This window comes from Staphylococcus sp. FSL W8-0271 (assembly GCF_038006605.1).
Classification (GTDB): Bacteria; Bacillota; Bacilli; order Staphylococcales; family Staphylococcaceae; genus Staphylococcus; species Staphylococcus cohnii.
In genome coordinates this window covers 376108-394456 of the sequence record NZ_JBBOVM010000001.1, presented here as the reverse complement: position 1 = coordinate 394456, position 18349 = coordinate 376108, and the positions used below count along the sequence as shown (strand labels likewise).

16 protein-coding genes and 1 riboswitch are annotated in these 18349 nt (G+C 33.1%); of the genes, 7 read left to right on the top strand and 9 right to left on the bottom strand.

From position 1 onward, the window contains the following. The first annotated feature begins 120 nt into the window (after nt 1-120). Nucleotides 121-1542: an SLC13 family permease gene (locus NST87_RS01875; RefSeq protein WP_340721262.1), complete on the top strand. Its 1422-nt coding sequence runs from the start codon at nt 121-123 to the stop codon at nt 1540-1542. 151 nt (nt 1543-1693) lie between these two features. Continuing rightward, nucleotides 1694-1900 (top strand): hypothetical protein, encoded by a 207-nt coding sequence (locus tag NST87_RS01870; RefSeq protein WP_019469992.1) that lies wholly within the window; start codon nt 1694-1696, stop codon nt 1898-1900. Nucleotides 1901-2384: 484 nt separating this feature from the next. On the opposite strand, the gene NST87_RS01865 is transcribed toward NST87_RS01870, so the two are convergent. The 3 genes from NST87_RS01865 to NST87_RS01855 all read right to left on the bottom strand — a co-directional run bounded on the left by NST87_RS01865 (nt 2385) and on the right by NST87_RS01855 (nt 6044). Further along, a complete protein-coding gene (locus NST87_RS01865) occupies nt 2385-3254 on the bottom strand; it encodes an SDR family oxidoreductase (protein ID WP_019469991.1) in 870 nt (289 codons plus the stop codon). A 152-nt stretch (nt 3255-3406) separates the two neighbouring features. Next, entirely contained in the window at nt 3407-5293 is a 1887-nt protein-coding gene (locus tag NST87_RS01860) for an FtsX-like permease family protein (RefSeq protein WP_019469990.1), read from the bottom strand. Then, entirely contained in the window at nt 5283-6044 is a 762-nt protein-coding gene (locus tag NST87_RS01855) for an ABC transporter ATP-binding protein (RefSeq protein ID WP_019469989.1), read from the bottom strand. Before NST87_RS01855 ends, NST87_RS01860 begins: the two co-directional genes overlap by 11 nt. A gap of 234 nt (nt 6045-6278) precedes the next feature. Here NST87_RS01855 and NST87_RS01850 point away from each other — a divergent pair, with 234 nt between their 5' ends. The 3 genes from NST87_RS01850 (at nt 6279) to copZ (ending at nt 10551) form a co-directional block, all read left to right on the top strand. Then, nucleotides 6279-7730 (top strand): SulP family inorganic anion transporter, encoded by a 1452-nt coding sequence (locus NST87_RS01850; RefSeq protein WP_019469988.1) that lies wholly within the window; start codon nt 6279-6281, stop codon nt 7728-7730. Nucleotides 7731-7906: 176 nt separating this feature from the next. Further along, nucleotides 7907-10291, top strand: coding sequence for a heavy metal translocating P-type ATPase (locus NST87_RS01845; RefSeq protein WP_019469987.1), 2385 nt, complete (start codon nt 7907-7909; stop codon nt 10289-10291). Nucleotides 10292-10344: 53 nt separating this feature from the next. Next, nucleotides 10345-10551, top strand: coding sequence for a copper chaperone CopZ (gene copZ, locus NST87_RS01840; RefSeq protein ID WP_019469986.1), 207 nt, complete (start codon nt 10345-10347; stop codon nt 10549-10551). A 69-nt stretch (nt 10552-10620) separates the two neighbouring features. Here copZ and NST87_RS01835 read toward each other — a convergent pair whose 3' ends face one another. The 5 genes from NST87_RS01835 to NST87_RS01815 all read right to left on the bottom strand — a co-directional run bounded on the left by NST87_RS01835 (nt 10621) and on the right by NST87_RS01815 (nt 16131). Then, the gene (locus NST87_RS01835) at nt 10621-11619 is read right to left on the bottom strand and encodes a D-lactate dehydrogenase (RefSeq protein ID WP_040030254.1); all 999 of its coding nucleotides are present in this window, start codon (nt 11617-11619) and stop codon (nt 10621-10623) included. A 14-nt stretch (nt 11620-11633) separates the two neighbouring features. After that, nucleotides 11634-12797: an aminotransferase class I/II-fold pyridoxal phosphate-dependent enzyme gene (locus NST87_RS01830; RefSeq protein WP_019469984.1), complete on the bottom strand. Its 1164-nt coding sequence runs from the start codon at nt 12795-12797 to the stop codon at nt 11634-11636. A 62-nt stretch (nt 12798-12859) separates the two neighbouring features. Then, nucleotides 12860-12972: riboswitch (SAM riboswitch) on the bottom strand. Nucleotides 12973-13098: 126 nt separating this feature from the next. Continuing rightward, the gene (locus NST87_RS01825) at nt 13099-13839 is read right to left on the bottom strand and encodes a hypothetical protein (protein ID WP_019469983.1); all 741 of its coding nucleotides are present in this window, start codon (nt 13837-13839) and stop codon (nt 13099-13101) included. A gap of 512 nt (nt 13840-14351) precedes the next feature. Continuing rightward, the gene (locus tag NST87_RS01820; RefSeq protein ID WP_340721260.1) at nt 14352-15395 is read right to left on the bottom strand and encodes a PTS transporter subunit IIC; all 1044 of its coding nucleotides are present in this window, start codon (nt 15393-15395) and stop codon (nt 14352-14354) included. A gap of 304 nt (nt 15396-15699) precedes the next feature. Beyond that, complete coding sequence (locus tag NST87_RS01815) at nt 15700-16131, bottom strand: 6-carboxytetrahydropterin synthase (protein ID WP_019469981.1); 432 nt, start codon at nt 16129-16131, stop codon at nt 15700-15702. Nucleotides 16132-16263: 132 nt separating this feature from the next. On the opposite strand from NST87_RS01815, the gene NST87_RS01810 reads away from it, so the two are divergent. Beyond that, nucleotides 16264-16617, top strand: coding sequence for a DUF488 domain-containing protein (locus tag NST87_RS01810; protein ID WP_019469980.1), 354 nt, complete (start codon nt 16264-16266; stop codon nt 16615-16617). 12 nt (nt 16618-16629) lie between these two features. Then, nucleotides 16630-17295: a DNA-3-methyladenine glycosylase family protein gene (locus tag NST87_RS01805; protein WP_019469979.1), complete on the top strand. Its 666-nt coding sequence runs from the start codon at nt 16630-16632 to the stop codon at nt 17293-17295. A gap of 120 nt (nt 17296-17415) precedes the next feature. Here NST87_RS01805 and NST87_RS01800 read toward each other — a convergent pair whose 3' ends face one another. Continuing rightward, entirely contained in the window at nt 17416-17991 is a 576-nt protein-coding gene (locus tag NST87_RS01800) for a M23 family metallopeptidase (protein ID WP_019469978.1), read from the bottom strand. Nucleotides 17992-18349: the final 358 nt, after the last annotated feature.

Genomic DNA, 18349 nt, shown 5'->3' with positions numbered 1-18349 from the left:
GTTTAAACTTATTCTAACAATAAACCACGCTTTTTTTACAATTTTCTGAAAAATAAATTGTCATTACTTTTTCAAATTGATATTCTAACTAATGCAAGGGTAAAACAAGGGGGATTTTTTATGAAACAAAGAATTGGTTTGATCCTAGGACCGTTACTTTTCTTTATCTTTTATTTTATTCCTGGATTTACTGGTCTAGATGACGCTCCTAGGGCTGTACTTGCTGTAACACTATTTGTTGCCACATGGTGGATTACGGAAGCGATTCCTATTCCAGCAACGTCGTTCATTCCACTCATTCTATTACCTTTAAGTGGTGGAACAGATGAGCAAGTGGCTGCAAGCGCTTATGCTGATCCGATAGTCTTTATGTATATGGGGGGCTTCATCATTGCCTTGGCAATTGAAAAATGGAACTTACATAAACGTATCGCAATGACGATTATCGCTATGATGGGATCTAATAGCAATCGTATAATTTTAGGTACCATGATTGCAACAGCATTTATATCGATGTGGATTTCAAATGCTGCAACAGCTTTAATGATGCTACCTATTGCATTAGCTTTAATACATGAAATTCAAAGCGCACAATTTTTAAAACCAGAGTCAGCACATAAATTCAGTAAAGCATTATTACTTACAGTCGCTTATTCCGCTTCTATTGGTGGTCTCGCAACTTTAATTGGTTCAGTACCAAATGCAGTGTTTGCCGCAATCGCTGCTTCAAGCTTAAATAGAACCGTTTCTTTTGCACAATGGATGATTTTCGCTTTACCTTTAACAATTATATTGCTTATCATATTATACTTGTTAATGACAAAATGGCTCTTTAAAATTGAAGATGCAGATAAAATTTCTTCTGACTTTGCCAAAAAATCATTACGTGATTTAGGCCCCATGAGTTTAGAAGAAAAATTAACCGGTGTTGTATTCCTATTTGTCAGTGTCTTATGGATCAGTGGTAGTCTTCTTCCAGCTAGCCTCCATTTATCTGACACCATTATTTCAATGACAGGCGCAGTGCTCTTATTTTTAATTCCTGCTAAATCTCACAAAGGTGGATTACTTATTTGGGATGATATGAGCAAACTCCCTTGGGGTATTTTACTATTGTTTGGTGGAGGCCTTTCGTTAGCTGCTGCTTTTGAAGACTCTGGTCTAACAAAATGGTTTGGAGGCATGCTAGGTGTTGTAAAACCTTTACCACTCATTTTAATTGTTATCGTGCTTACAACTGGCATCTTGTTCCTTACTGAAGTGATGTCTAATACGGCTGTATCAAATATGTTAATGCCAATCAGTATTGGGTTTGCTGCAGCTATCAGCCAAGACCCTTTCATAATTATGGGTATCGTTGCAGTATCTTCGACTTGTGCTTTCATGTTACCCATTTCAACACCACCAAATGCAGCAGTATTCAGTTCTGATGAATTAGAAATGAAAGATATGGTAAAAGCTGGATTTATATTAAACATATTCACTATTATTGTCATATCATTATTTGTTTATTTCTGGTTACCGATTGCTTTCGGTCTCTAATGACACATTTAATTACAGTCGATGACTATATATTTTCATAAGCACGTCGTATACAACTAAGGTACGATGATATATAAATACTATGGACGCATGTCACAGTCTCAATTTTCATTTATAATATATGTATTATCATTAAAAGGAGTCATTACTTATGAAAACAATCATCAAAGGTGCAATAGCTGTCCTCTTGATCTTAGGTGTTGTAAAAACATTTCAAGATCACGATATCGTCGCAGAAACTACAAATTATTATCAACAATTTAAAGAAGGAGAAATACTACAAAATATTGAAAATGTTAACTTTGACTCTTTGAAAAATATAAATGTCGATGATTTCATTCCTTCAGATTTCTTTTAGCAATTTAGAGCGTATGCATCAAACTTGAAGCCTTAGTTATAAAAATATAGGAATGCCTTTTAGATTTAACTGCTCGTGTAGTCTCTCAATTTTCAAAACATGACTAGATCAAAACATTTTATATTAAATATCATACGAACAATACGCGCTTAATTTTAAAAGACTTTACACATATTGCAAAACTACTTTCATATTTCATATTGTTTTACAATTACTATAAAATATAATGAAACACTTTCATTAAATTCATGTTATTAAATGAATTTATATGAAAGTGTTTTTTAATAAAATAACTAGAAGACACTATCAAAGTGTATATCTTTATAAAATATCAAATGATAATACCTAATTACATATTCCCACGATTGTTAAAAGACCAAACGTCATACATACATCACTAATTTAATAATGTAAGTCTTGCAATCATTGTTATATAAACATATATTATTTCGTTAAACCATCATCGTCAAGATGCCCATTATGCTTAAGAAGTAATATAATCACCACCATTTACATGAATGACCTGTCCTGTAATATAAGAACTATCTGCATAAGACGCTAAAAATACATATGACGGTGCAAGTTCTGCAGGTTGTCCACGACGACCCATAGGTGTTTCCCCACCTTGATTTGCTACTTTTTCATCTGAAAATGTAGCAGGTATTAAAGGTGTATATATAGGGCCAGGTGCAACAGCATTGACGCGTACGCCTTGTTCTATCAGACTTGTCGCTAATGATCTCGTAAATGCAACGATTGCCCCTTTAGTTGCTGAATAATCTATGAGATGCGCTGATCCTCTATATGCGGTAACACTAGTAGTATTGATAATGGCATCGCCATTTTTTAAATGAGGTGCTGCTGCTTGAGATAAAAACATCATGCCAAAAATATTAGTTTCAAACGTTTCTTTCACTTGCTCTGGCGTAATTTCTTGAAAACTATCTTGTGGAAATTGAACACCACCATTATTCACTAAAATATTTAAACCATCAAAATCTTTAACCACTTGATCAATTAATTTTTGAGATTCTGATACTACCTTTAAATCATGTGCATAAGCTTTAGCTTTCACGCCTACCTCTCTCAAATCATCCACTACTTTTTGAGCATCCTCATGTTCATCATAGTAACCAATGGCAACGTTCGCCCCTTCTTTTGCAAATAACATCGCTACAGAACGTCCAATACCAGAATCACCACCAGTAATTAGAGCAACTTTACCTGTTAATTTGCCGCCACTTTTATATCCTTCCATTTCCGTTATAGGTTGTGGATCCATATCTTTTTGGATACCTGGTTGTTTATTTTGTGTATACCCTTTAATTTGCTTATGAAATTCTAATAAATTCATCATTATACCCCCATGTGTAATAATTCTATCGTGTACTACATACCACAAATAAGCAGCAACAAACATATTAAAAAATGCTGTGAATAACGTCATATGTCCATAACTTAATCCACAGCATTTTAGTTAAAATGATTTATTAAATTTTATATTGTTTAAATTGAGTGTTTTACAATTCGGCTTGAATGTATAAAGGACATAATTGCAAATATACAATACACAATTGAATATACAATCATGACAATATAAACAGGTGTCATACTCGTTGCATTATAGAGCCCCATAAAAGCTTTTGCTGCAAAATATGCATGCAACAGTGACACAACTAAAGGTAAACCAAAGTTGAAAACAACTTTTAACCCTAGTCCTTTCAACATATCTTGATGCGTATAACCAATTTTTCTTAGAATACGAAAACTCGGTATTTCATCTTCAGTTTCATCCATTTGTTTAATATAGATGATACATCCTGCTGCCACTAAAAATGCTAAACCTAAAAACGAAGTTACAAATAATAAAATACCGACACTCTCGTTCATTTCTTGTTTTATCATTCCTTGAGATTGGATGCTGGGATCAATCGATTGTGCAATTTTCGTTGCTTTAGTCAAATCCGTATGATGTTTCAAATCATAACCATATTGTTTATTCGTCTCCTTACTCCCCTGTTTGATTTCCTCATATTTGTCAGAGCTCACGAGTAATACGGGACCGCCATAACTTATTTCACTCATAAATGTCGCTCTGCTACTATCACCAATTACCTTAAATGTTTCCTTATCACTATTCTTCAACTGAATCTCTTTATTTAAGTCATATTTTACGATTCCATTACCGGCTGCTAAATTAATCAATTTCGCTTTATTTCCAGTCACTGCTTTATCGTTAAAGTATTTGTTACTCGTTACAAATAAACTATCCATGCGCCCCATATTGGATTTTTGAAATACTTGATCTTTTAATATGTCACCACGCACTACTTCTTTATAATCTTTTGTCACATCTATATCTGCTTGTTTTAATTTACTTTCAAATTGTTTGGCTTGTTTACTATTTGTAAAGTTTAAATCATGGGGTGCCATTAACTCTGTATTTTCATCCATCGTTGATTTACTAATCGCACCAAAGCATAATACTGTTACAGTTACTGCTGAAATAGTTGCAATAATAGTTAATGATAATGCATTTTTCTTCATTCTATGCATGATTGATGATGTAAACACTACATCAGTGATTGACACGTTACCTCTTTTTGAACGTTTCAACGTTTTAAATATAAGTGACACGGAACTGCGGAAAAATAAATATGCACCTAATACCGTTAACAATAAAATGATAAATGGCGAATAGATGATCATATTGATGAACTTACCAAACATTTCTGTAGAGATATAATAGCCAACACCAATCATCACAATACCTAACACACCGGAAATAACTTCCATCACAGTAATTTGAGACTTGGTTGCTTCCGTGCGTGCGTTATCATTCATCATCATTAAAATACTGCGTTTACGTAAAAATATAAAACTTTGTATTAGTATGAGTACAAATGACACAACAATAAGCATCAATGTTTGCATTACAGCTGGCAATTGAAACGATAATGATACGCTCATATTAATGTCTAATACTTTGAGCACAATCATCAATAGTAATTTCGAACCAAATATACCTATAAGCATGCCAATCACACTCGTTAATAACAGCATCATCGCTTGCTCAATGACTAACATTCTCATGATGTTATTTCTTGTTAAACCAATCAATTGATACAGTGCAAATTCACTTGTTCTACGTTTAATAAAAAGTTGATTCGCATACATTAAGAATATAACAATAATAAAGAATAAAAATACTGCGCCAATTTCTGAACCTTTTTGAATTGTCTTTAATGATTGCTCATTATTAATACTGTCAGTGTATTTTAAAGTTACAAAACTAAAATATAAAACAATACTGACAATTAGGGAAAATAAATACATAGCATAATGTCTAATATTTTTCCTTAAATTCTTGATGACGATTTGATTAAAATTCATTTGTCACACCACCTAAGGCCGTTTGCATGTGAATGATATTTTTATAAAATGCTTGATTGCTATCCTCACCTTGGTATATTTCAGAATGTATATCCCCATCTTTCAGCATAATGACACGATTTGAATAACTAGCTGCAACGGGATCGTGCGTGACCATGACGATAGTAGCATTTGTCTTTTGGTTTAACTCTTCCAAACGGTTCAATAGATCTTGTGCACTTTTTGAATCTAATGCACCTGTTGGTTCATCTGCAAAAATAATAGCTGGTTTATGTACTGAAGCTCTTGCTGCAGCAGTACGTTGTTGTTGTCCCCCAGATATTTCATCTGGATACTTATGACCCAATTGACTAATACCTAATGCTTGAGTGACTTCTTCATAATTTTGTTCTTTTTCTTGTTTAGATAATTTTTGAATAGATAGTGGCAACATAATATTTTCTTTAACCGTTAATGTATTTAGCACACTATAATTTTGGAAAATAAAACCTATTTCTTTTTTACGAAAGTCTGCTAATGCTTTATTACTCATTTTATTAATTTGATGACCATTAATTTCCACTGTACCACTCGTTATATAATCAATGGAACTGATCACATTAAGTAACGTTGTTTTACCAGAACCTGATGGTCCCATGATTGTTACAAATTCACCTTTTTCAATCGTAAAATCTATACCTTTTAGTACTTCTTGCTTTCTATGTTTATTGCCATAATTTTTCGTTAATCCTTCAACTTTTAGAATAGACATGTATTACACTCCTTCAATCACTTTACTTTTATTTATATTTTTATCATAGCGAATTTATTTAATTTTCTCGTTTGATTTTACTAACAAATACATAATTTCAAATAACAAAACTGTCACATTTTTATTTCGTAATAAATTATAATTTTTGAATTTTTTTGTCATAAAGTACTATAAACTTTTTTTATGCTATGTGCTATACTATTAAAATTGACTTTTAATAAAGGAGCACAAATTATGCTAAATAAATTAAAGAGAGAATGGCTCACTGCACCGGGAACAAATATATTAGCAGGCATTGTTGTAGCACTTGCATTAATTCCTGAAGCAATTTCGTTCTCTATTATTGCCGGAGTAGATCCAATGGTCGGTTTATATGCGTCATTTATCATCGCTGTCGTCATTTCATTTGTTGGAGGTAGACCCGCAATGATATCCGCTGCTACAGGCGCTGTCGCTTTAGTCATTGTGCCATTAGTACGCGATCATGGTATACAATATTTACTTGCTGCAACCATTTTAATGGGCATCATTCAAATCATCTTTGGTCTATTAAAAATAGGCAGACTGATGAAATTCATTCCAAATTCTGTGATGATTGGGTTTGTGAATGCATTGGCTATAATGATATTTATGACACAACTTAAACATATCTTTGGTATTTCATTACCTACATATTTATTTGTAATCATCACATTATTAATTATTTATTTATTACCTCGTGTGTTCAATCGTATACCTGCACCATTAATTGCTATCGTCGTATTAACGGTCGTATATTTAGTTACTGGTGTAGATGTTAAAACAGTTGGAGATTTAGGCGAAATCAAAAAAAGTTTACCGCATTTATTAATCCCCGATGTACCATTTAACATGGAAACATTTAAAATTATATTTCCTTATTCCATATCAATGGCAATTGTAGGTCTTGTAGAAAGTTTATTAACGTCACGCATCGTCGATCAAGCAACTGATAGTTATAGTAACAAAAACCAAGAAGCTCGCGGACAAGGTATTGCAAACTTTATCACAGGCTTTTTCGGTGCAATGGGTGGTTGTGCTATGATTGGGCAGTCAGTTATTAATGTGCGTTCAGGTGCAACCACACGACTTTCCACATTCACAGCAGGTGTGTTTTTAATCATCTTGATTATGGTTTTTGGCGACTGGGTTGTTGAAATTCCAATGCCAATTTTGGCTGGCATCATGGTGATGGTTTCTGTAGGTACATTTAATTGGCAATCATTTAAATTTATACAAAAAGCTCCACGTTCTGATGCATTTGTGATGATGCTAACGGTAGTTATCGTATTGTTCACAAGTAATCTGGCGCTCGGCGTCATCGTTGGCGTTATTGTCAGTGCATTATGTTTTGCTACAAAGATATCCAACGTCTCTGTTCAATATGAGGAACGTGATCATCACGTCTATTATAAAATTGAAGGTCAAATTTTCTTTGTATCTATCGATTCCTTAATGAACCAATTAGATTTAGAAATAAGAGATAAAACAATTTATCTCGATTTTAGCCAAGCACATTTATGGGATGATTCAGCTGTCAATGCAGTAGATACCTTAATAGAAAATTATAAAAAGAAAAACAATATGATTTATATACAACATCTTAATAAAGACAGCCGTAAAATTGTTTCTGAGCTCAGCAAAGTTAATCAGCAGCATCTAATATAACTTTGATTCAAATTATAAGCTAACATCACTTGTTACATACATACTGATGTTAGCTTATTTTATTCCAAACAAACACATTGACTTTTATACCTACAGGGGGTATATTAAATTTAACAGATGACATACAAATAATGATTTATTATAAATCTATGAAGCAAAAGGAGGCATTCACTGAGATGGGAAACAACAAAAAAACGACATTAGGCATTACAGGCATGACTTGTGCTGCATGTGCAAATCGCATCGAAAAGAATTTAAATAAAATGGAAGATGTCAAAGCAAATGTCAATGTCACAACTGAGAAAGCAACGATTGAATATAATTCAGATAATATTTCACTAGATGCTTTAACTCAAAAAATTAAAGATACAGGTTATGATGTTGTCACTGAAAAAGCTGATTTAGATGTCATTGGTATGACTTGCGCCGCATGTTCAAATCGTATTGAAAAAGTACTTAACCGCACTGACGGTGTTGAACAAGCAAACGTCAACCTCACAACCGAAAATGCAACGATTAATTATAATCCAGAAGTGACATCTATAGATGAATTGATTAAAAAAATACAAAACATCGGCTATGATGCAAAAACCAAAGCAGCCCCTTCAGAAAAAAATTCACGAAAAGCACAAGAGTTAAAAGGAAAGCGAAACAAATTAATTGTTTCAGCCATACTTTCTTTACCTTTATTATTGACGATGTTTATCCATTTATTCGGACTACCATTACCTAGTTTCTTAATGAATCCATGGTTTCAATTCATATTAGCTACACCTGTTCAATTTATTATTGGTTGGCAGTTCTATGTAGGCGCATATAAAAATCTACGAAATGGTTCAGCCAATATGGATGTATTAGTCGCGTTAGGTACGAGTGCCGCATTCTTTTATAGTATTTATGAAATGATAAAATGGTTGAATGATACAAACTATACACCTCATTTGTATTTTGAAACGAGTGCTGTATTAATAACACTTATCTTATTCGGTAAATATTTAGAAAGTCGTGCCAAAACGCAAACTACAAATGCATTAAGTGAATTGTTAAGTTTACAAGCAAAAGAAGCACGTATAATTAAAAATGGTAAAGAACAAATGGTGCCACTAAGTGAAGTTGTTGTTGGAGATTATATACAAGTAAAACCAGGAGAAAAAATACCAGTAGATGGACATATCATCAAAGGTATGACTGCAATAGACGAATCTATGTTAACGGGTGAATCTATCCCTGTTGAAAAAACATTAAACGATAATGTGATAGGATCAACGATGAATAAAAATGGTACCATTACAATAGAAGCAACGAAAGTAGGAAAAGACACTGCTTTATCTTCTATTATTAAAGTAGTTGAAGATGCTCAAGGTTCAAAAGCACCTATACAGCGTTTAGCTGATACGATTTCTGGCTACTTCGTCCCTATTGTCGTAGGTATTGCTATACTCACATTTATCATTTGGATTACTTTTGTCCAAACTGGTCAATTCGAACCTGCACTTGTAGCAGCAATCGCTGTATTAGTGATAGCTTGTCCATGTGCATTAGGTCTCGCAACACCTACTTCAATTATGGTAGGTACTGGTAAGGCTGCTGAAAATGGTATTTTATTTAAAGGTGGCGAACACATAGAACGTACACACCAAATTGAAACAGTCGTTCTTGATAAAACAGGAACTATCACAAACGGCAAACCAATTGTGACGGACTTTGATGGTAATGATGAAACACTACAACTTTTAGCGAGTTCAGAAAAAGATTCTGAACATCCACTCGCTGAAGCAATCGTTAGTTATGCAAATAATAAAGGTAGTGATTTATTAGAAACAACATCTTTTGAAGCAGTGCCAGGACACGGTATTCATGCAATGGTTCATAACCAAGACATATTGGTCGGCACACGTAAATTCATGAAAGATGCTCATATTGATGTTTCAAAGTATGAAGATAATTTAGTCAAATATGAATACGAAGGTAAAACAGCAATGCTCATTGCTATTAATCAAACACTACAAGGTGTGATTGCCGTCGCTGATACAGTCAAAGATTCTGCCAATGAAGCGATTCAACAATTACACGATTTAGGCATTTCCGTAACAATGCTTACAGGAGATAACGCGCGAACAGCACAAGCAATTGCTAGACAAGTAGGTATAGACGCTGTAATTGCAGAAGTATTACCAGAAGAAAAAGCTTCAAAAATCAAAGAACTTCAGGATAATGATAAAATTGTTGCTATGGTTGGAGATGGCGTTAACGACGCACCAGCGCTTGTTCAAGCTGATATCGGTATTGCTATTGGAACAGGTACAGAAGTAGCAATAGAGGCAGCTGATGTTACAATTTTAGGCGGAGAATTATTATTAATTCCTAAAGCAATTAAAGCTAGTAATTCAACGATAAGTAATATCAGACAAAATTTATTTTGGGCATTCGGCTATAACGTAGCTGGTATTCCTATCGCAGCTTTAGGTTTACTTGCACCTTGGGTAGCTGGTGCAGCTATGGCATTAAGCTCTGTAAGTGTGGTAACAAATTCACTCAGATTGAAACGAATGAAATTATAATGCAACTTTGTAATAATAATAATAAACATCGTTGATTTAAGGAGGTGATTCCTATGGCAACAGAAACAATTAAAGTTGATGGCATGAGCTGTGATCATTGTAAACATGCAGTAGAATCTGCACTTACAAATCTAGATGGCGTATCAACGGCTGACGTGAACCTTGATGCTGGTAATGTTGAAGTTGATTTTGACGATAATAAAGTTACAATGACAAGCATGAAAGATGCTATCGAAGATCAAGGCTATGATGCTAAATAACCTACACATTCAAAAAAATGAGGGCTGAGACGCATTCAAACGTCTTAGCCCTATTTTTATATTACATATTTAATTAACACGAAGCTTACTATCACCAGTATATATTACCTCTAATGTTGCATCTAGCGCATCTACAATAAGATTTTTCACAGCTGCATCTGTATAAAAAGCAATATGTGGAGATAGAATGACATCTTGTCGTTCTATTAATTCAACTAATATTGCATCATCTAATTGTGTATTGCGTTGATCACTTGGGAATAGCCCTTTCTCACCTTCATAAGTATCTAATGCCGCACCTAATAATTTTCCACTATTTAATGCATCTATAAGGGCTTTTGTATCAACAATCGTACCGCGCGCACAATTAATAAACACGGCACCTGTTTTCATTTCTGTAAATACTGCCTCATTAAACAAATATGTATTTTCCTTTGTCGCTGGAATATGTACAGTTACAATATCTGCATCTTTAATTGCCTCACTCATACTTTCTTTATATGTTAAATATGCTTCACATGAGACTTGAGGTTCAATATCATATGCTACTACTTCTGAACCAAAACCTTCTGCAAAAATTTTACCTACAATAGAGCCAATACGACCTGTACCAATAACTGCAACTTTTAAATCTTTTATAGAACGTGACAAATTACTTGGTTGCCATCTAAAATCATATGCTGCAGTTTTATTTTGTATATCATTAAAATTTCTAATTAAATTTAATGCTTGAGACACAGTATATTCAGCGATAGAATTCGGAGAATAAGAAGGTACATTGGTTATAACTAGTTCATATTGCTTAGCTAAATCAAGATTATAACTATCAAAACCAGCACTTCTCTGAGCAATTTGCTTAATTCCATAATCATGTAATTTCTGATACACTACTTCATCTAATTCAATTTGTTGTGACAATGATACTCCATCAAAACCTTTAACACGATCTACTGTTTCCGAAGATAATATGTCACTATCTAAATCTACTTTCACTTGATTTTTTTCTGACCATTCATTAATAAAAGGGATATCTTCTTCTCTGACACCAAAAAGTTTAATGCTTTTCATTGATCATTTCACTCCTATTCTGCTTCATATAAATGTTTTAATGATTGAATGCGTTCTGCCGCTTCCATTAAGCTATCTTCATCCACTGCTAATGAAATACGTACATAGTCCTGCCCATGTTCACCAAATGGAATACCTGGCGCAACCAAAATGGACTTTTCTTTTAATAAATATGTTTCAAATGTTTCACCATCATAATATTTAGGTGTTTTTAACCATAAAAATATGCCACCATTCATCGGTTCAAAAGGAATACTTGCTTCTTTCAATTTAGCTGTGAACTTATCTCTGCGGACTTTAAATATTTCATTTTGACTCACAAGGAAATCATCATAATGATTTAAAGCAAATGTAGCCGCGTCTTGCAGTGCACCAAACATGCCAGCATGCGTATGTGTTTGATATTTTTTCAATGCTTGTATCATGTCTTTATTCCCTACAGCAAAACCAACTCTAAAACCTGACATATTATATCCTTTTGACAATGAAAATACTTCTATTGCTAGGTCTCTAGCACCCTTTGATTGTAAAATACTTGGATTTTTATAATCAAAGCCAAATGCACTGTAAGCAAAATCATGAACAATTTTAGTTTTTGTGCCTTGAAATTGTGCAATTGCTTTATCAAATACATCTTTTGTAGCAACTGAACCTGTAGGGTTATTTGGATAAGTTAGATAAACTAAGCGTGTATTCAATAAGACGTCTTTATCTATCATATGCCATTGTGGTAAATAATAAGGTGGCTTTAACACAAGTGGTTGTGGCTTAGCATCTGCTAACAATACACCTGCTAAATAATCTGTATAACCTGGATCGGGAAGTAGCACATTTTCACCCGGATTAACGATGCATGTAGGCAAAGCGACTAAGCCGTTTTTCGTACCATATAGAATACAAACTTCTTCATCCTTATCTAATTCAACATCATATTGTCTTTTATAAAAATCGACGATTGCTTGTTTAAATGTTTCTTTCCCATGAAAAGCGACATATTTTTGATTTTCAGGTTTATAGATGGCTTCTGCGTAGCAATCAAGGATACCTTTAGGCGTTGCGCCATCAGGTATACCGACAGCCATATTAATCAACGGTAATGGCCCAGGCTCTATTTTTCGTCCCATCGTTTTACCAAAGTAACTATCCGGAATTTGTGATAACCGATCTGATATTACCATTAAAAGTCCTCCTTAAAATAAAAAACTATATGCCTCATAAGTGACATATAGCTCTCACATGACACTTATCTACCAAGTATTTCACTTGTTGAATGTAGCACAGTACTTATGATAATAGATAAGTCTGTTGCTGAAGTTTCAACGGGTCAAGTCCCTCCACTTCTCTGGATAAGTCACTTTATAATTAAATTAATATTAATTTTATCAGAATATTCTAACATGTCAATATAAAAAAAGAGTGACTCGCTTGAGTCACTCCTTATCTATATCACCAAACATAATTCGTTCAGTGCTATAGATTTTACCACCAACCGTGGTTTTTACGGAATTCTAACGCTGCTGCTTCAGAACCGTAACGTTGTTTAGCGTAGTTTAACATACCTTTAGTTTGATCAGCTACTGAACCAGTACCCCATGATTCCTTAGTTTGACCTAAGCCTCTATACCCTGCTGGGTTAACCGCATTTGGATTACCACTTGATTCAGGCATTACAATTGAATTCCACATAGCTTCTGATCCACCAGCAGCTAAGAATTGTGCTTTAACTGATCCACCAGTTGAAGCTGCAGATGCTTGAGCTGCTTTATATGTTTGTGTAGCTGCACTTGTTTGTGCTGTTTTAACATTTGTAGTTGCTGAAGCTTTTGGTGCTTCTACTGCTGCTGGAGCAGTATATGATTGTTGTGAACGTACGTCACTTGCTGATTTTTCATTTGTATTGACACTTACTTCTGAGCTTACATCTTGTGTAGTATTAGGTGTTGAAGCTTGCGCACCAACTGCATGGTATTCCCATGACCATGTGTTACCGTCAGATGTAAAAGTAAACTCGTTACCACCTAGTACAAAATTGTAGTTATATGCACCAGCATGTAATGGTTTTTGATCTAATTCAGCTGAACCATTTAATGCTAATTCTGCTAAATGTGCTTTGTCGATGTTTTGTTCTGAAGCGTGAGCTTGATTGTTGTCAGATGCTGCTGCATATCCTGTTACGCCTAATGCTACTGCTAATGATGAAGCTAAAATTGATTTTTTCATAATAAAATAAATCCTCCAAATTTAATTTTAATAAAATATATTTTCGATAATTTTTTTGTCGTATTTGCTAAAATTCTTTAAATTTTATGTTTTGTTTTTTGACCATAGTTAATATACCATATATTTTTATCAATTATATTACACTTACATAACAAAACTTTACAAAAAGCATTCTGATTTGTAACATTGCAATCTTTTGTAATTGCTTTATACAACATTCTCAAATAATCAATTTCACTTTTATGATTTATAATTGTTGATATTAAAGAATGATATCTCTTGAATTGCTTTATTTTTTATATAATCTGAAAAATTACAAACAATCTTATTGTTACATAACTGTAATAATATATTTCGATATATTATTTATATATTGGGGTCATACTTGCAAATTATTTTGTACAAAATTAAAAAGGCCTTTGATTTGAGGCCTTTTTAATCTTTTTACTTATATATTGATAATGTGCATTTTTTAATATATTACAATAAGCAAATCTATATCTTTGCTTATTTTATGCTAGGAACTTAAACACTTCTTTATCATATAATTTCAAAACTTTCATATAGAATATATGAATTAAGAAACCTATCATAAACGGCACGACAAAAAATGCAATAAATACATATAATAGATTAATTAGTAATGGTGCTTCCATGTGTTTAAATGCGCTGATGGGGCCTACCAACCCAATAATACCAAAACTAGCAGATTCCTTGGTACCAGCAATACCTAATAAAGCACCAAAAAATCCAGTGATAATCGCATTGGTGAAGATGGGTAATAAAATGATAGGGTGTCGAACCATATTGGGAATCATCATTTTAACACCACCTAAAAATATTGTAATAGGTACGCCTGATCTATTGATTTTCATCGTACCTGCGACGAGAACACCTTCACATGCTACAATGCCTAATGAGGCTGAACCTGCTGCTAAACCACTAATACCAATGGCAAGTGCTGTCGCCACTGTAGAAATTGGTGAAATGATTATAAAACTAAAGACAAGTGCAATAAGCATTGACATAATTATGGGTTGTAATTCTGTAAACGTATTAACTAAGTTACCAATACCAGTCGTAATTAATTGTATGTATGGCAATAACGTCAAACCAATCAATCCTGAAATAACACCAACAATTGTCGGTAAAATAATCAATGTCAGACTACCAAAACGTTCACCGATTAGCAATATTAAAAATACCGCAACTGCTGCTGTTATCATTGTATTAATCAAATCTCCCACGCCGGCAAGTACCCATACACCATCTTTAAATTGTGCAATACCACTTCCGACAAAAGCCGCACTAGCAACTACAGCAGTCGCTAATGGTGTTAAGCTAAAGCGCATTGCAATCAAAGCTCCTACCAATAGTGGAACTGTAAATTGAATACCTAAAACAACCTGTAGTAAAGATTCAAAAACGGCATATTTCGGCGCTAAAAGTTTAAATACCTCCCCTAAAATAGCATTAGGTATGAGCCCAGCAACAATTGCAATTGCTACGCCAGATAATACATTATTAATAAATTGTTTCGGACTTACTTTGATCATTGTGTGCCTCCTATGTTGTAATAAATAAAATATACCATATTATCGCAATTTTCAGAATATTTATTTTTGTACACTCTCTATAAAAATACAGTTAATCATATCATTACAATTTCCAATTCATTCTTTATGTCTACTAAACGCAAAAATTGCACAAAAAACGGATAGACGTCCATTTCTTTTTAATGAACTTATCTATCCATATACTTTCGTTGCTTTTTAAAATAATATTTAACAATAACGTCGAAAGTAATTGTTATGTTCTATACGTACCGCTTGTTTGCTAAATATTATTGTTAAAACTACTTTATTTTGCTTCCATTAATTCACGCGTCAATACGAGACCTTGCGTTGCATTCTCAAAAAATTCTAACTTTTGAAGTGTGTTTTTTTCTGGTAAGTGTTGCTCAAATTGTTCCCATATCCAAAAGGCAATGTTTTCGGCTGTTGTATTCATAGATGGTAATGTTTCATTAACCAGTTGACCATCCAAATAAGTTGCGATTTGTTTATTATATATTTTATCGACTTCATTAAAATCTAATGCCAATCCAGCATCGTTTATTTTAGATAAAATTTCAATATTGAACTTATAGTGTTGATTGGCTAAATCTTTGTGTGCTTTTTGACTAAAATATATGCGATTATCACAAGTAAATTCATAATAATTTTTAATAAGTACTGCATTACTACGATATTTAAATTGTTCAGGTGGTTGAACTTGATTAAAATTTGTCATATTAAAATCTCCTTTTCAACATTATATTTATTTATACCCTTTAAGTTAAAATATATGATTTCTAATGTTTTTAATATTACATTTTAGGCTATAGAAAAATAATTGGAAGTATTAAGAGTAAAGGAGCTTTTTATGACTATTCAAATACAACGCATTTATGAAAAACCACTTAAAGAAGGCGTACGTGTACTTGTAGACCGCGTTTGGCCACGAGGCATCTCAAAAGACCAAGCTAACTTGGATCATTGGCTAAAAAACATTGCACCAACATCTGAATTAAGAAAATGGTTTAATCACGATCCTCAACTTTACGCTGCATTTAAAGAAAAATACGAGAAAGAATTGCGTGAAAATAACGATCAAAAAGAAGCTTTTAATGAATTGAAAGATATTGTTGCTAACAGTAAACAAGATGTCATTTTGCTTTATGGTGCAAAAGATGAAAAACATAATCAAGCAGTTGTGCTACAACAATTATTACAATAAGGTGTGAATATGATGGCTCAATGGCATATCGACATAAATGATTCACCTGTGCAGACACTCATGCACCAAGACGAGACCCTTGCAAAACTTATAAGACAAATCGGCAATGTAGAAATAACACTGCGCGCTAATCTGCTAAAGTCATTAATTCGTTCTATCATTGGTCAGCAAATTACAAATACTGCTGCTTCAGCAATTTTCCAAAGATTTTCGGAAGCAATCCACAATCAATGGACTGTTGCATCGGTGGTAAATTTATCTGAAGCACAAATGAAACACATAGGTCTTTCTAAAACTAAAATAAACTATATTCAAAATTTGCTAGCGCATATAGAGCAAAACAAACTTGATTTTACTCATTTACATGAATTAGATGATGAATCTGTAAAGCAAGTTTTAACACAGGTCAAAGGTATTGGTCGTTGGACATCAGAAATATTTTTAATATTTACCTTAAAACGTGACAATATACTGCCTATTTTTGATGTAGGTTTACAGAGAGCTGCTCAATGGCTTTATCAAACTTCAAAAGCTGAAAGAAAAAAACAGCTCACTCTATGTGCACAACGATGGCATCCATATGCCTCATATGGGGCGTTTTATTTATGGGAAGCAATTCATCAAAATTTATTAAATTACGACTCTATTGATTCACTTTTAGACGAATCATCTTCGTAATACGTTGAGCTTAATATTTTAATTATAACTCAAATCATTCTATATTACGCTACGCTATCACTACGGTAACATCGTATTATTAGGATAAAGCGCGGATAGAATAATACATTTTCTCAACAATTATTTCTTATACAGACTCTCTTCACCATTAGGTAACGATTCTATAAATTTTCTAGGGTTTTCCGCATATTCATTTCCAACGCCACCCTTCATTCTTTGGAAATGTAAATGCGGCCCTGAAGTTTGAGAACCAGTATTACCAGAAAGTGCAATGATTTTTCCAGCTTTAACTTTTTCACCAGGTTCCACCTTAAATTCATTTAAATGCATATACCATTGATGATGTACACCATCTTCTTCCACAATCTGCACTACTTTGCCACCTAATTCATTTTCAAAAGTTCTGGTTACTTTACCATCTGTCGCTGCAGTTACTGGCGTGTTTTTAGCTATGCCATAATCAATGCCATAGTGTTTACCGTCGAAGTCATTATATTTATAATCACCAAAAGATTCAGTCTCTCTACTTATATTAAAAATGCTTCTATCTGTCTTTCCACTATCTTTATTTCCATCATTTTGTTGTACTAAATTTTCTCTTACATATCGTTGTACAGTATCTATATTTGTTAATAATAGTATTAACGGTACTAATATAATAACTAATAATAATATCGTTTTAAATGTATTTTTCACTATCCGATTCACCTTTTAAATTATGATATTAATATCATAATAAATGCTTTTATCTGTATTTTGCTAATTATTCAACTTAAAATCATCTCATACTTTCGTATTAAATAACTGTAATGAAAATATTAAAACAACTTTAGCAATACATACTTACTCAATTCAAACACGAAAATTTGATATCATTCACACACAAAAAACGCCAATTTCTATATTGCTGCGCTAGAAATTGACGTTTATTATTAGTGACAGATACTTATATTCCATACTTTTCTTTAATCGTATTAACAGAATTCAAAAAATTCATCCCTAAACTCTTACAAATGTTACAAATCAATATTTTCAAAATTTAGAGAACAATGGC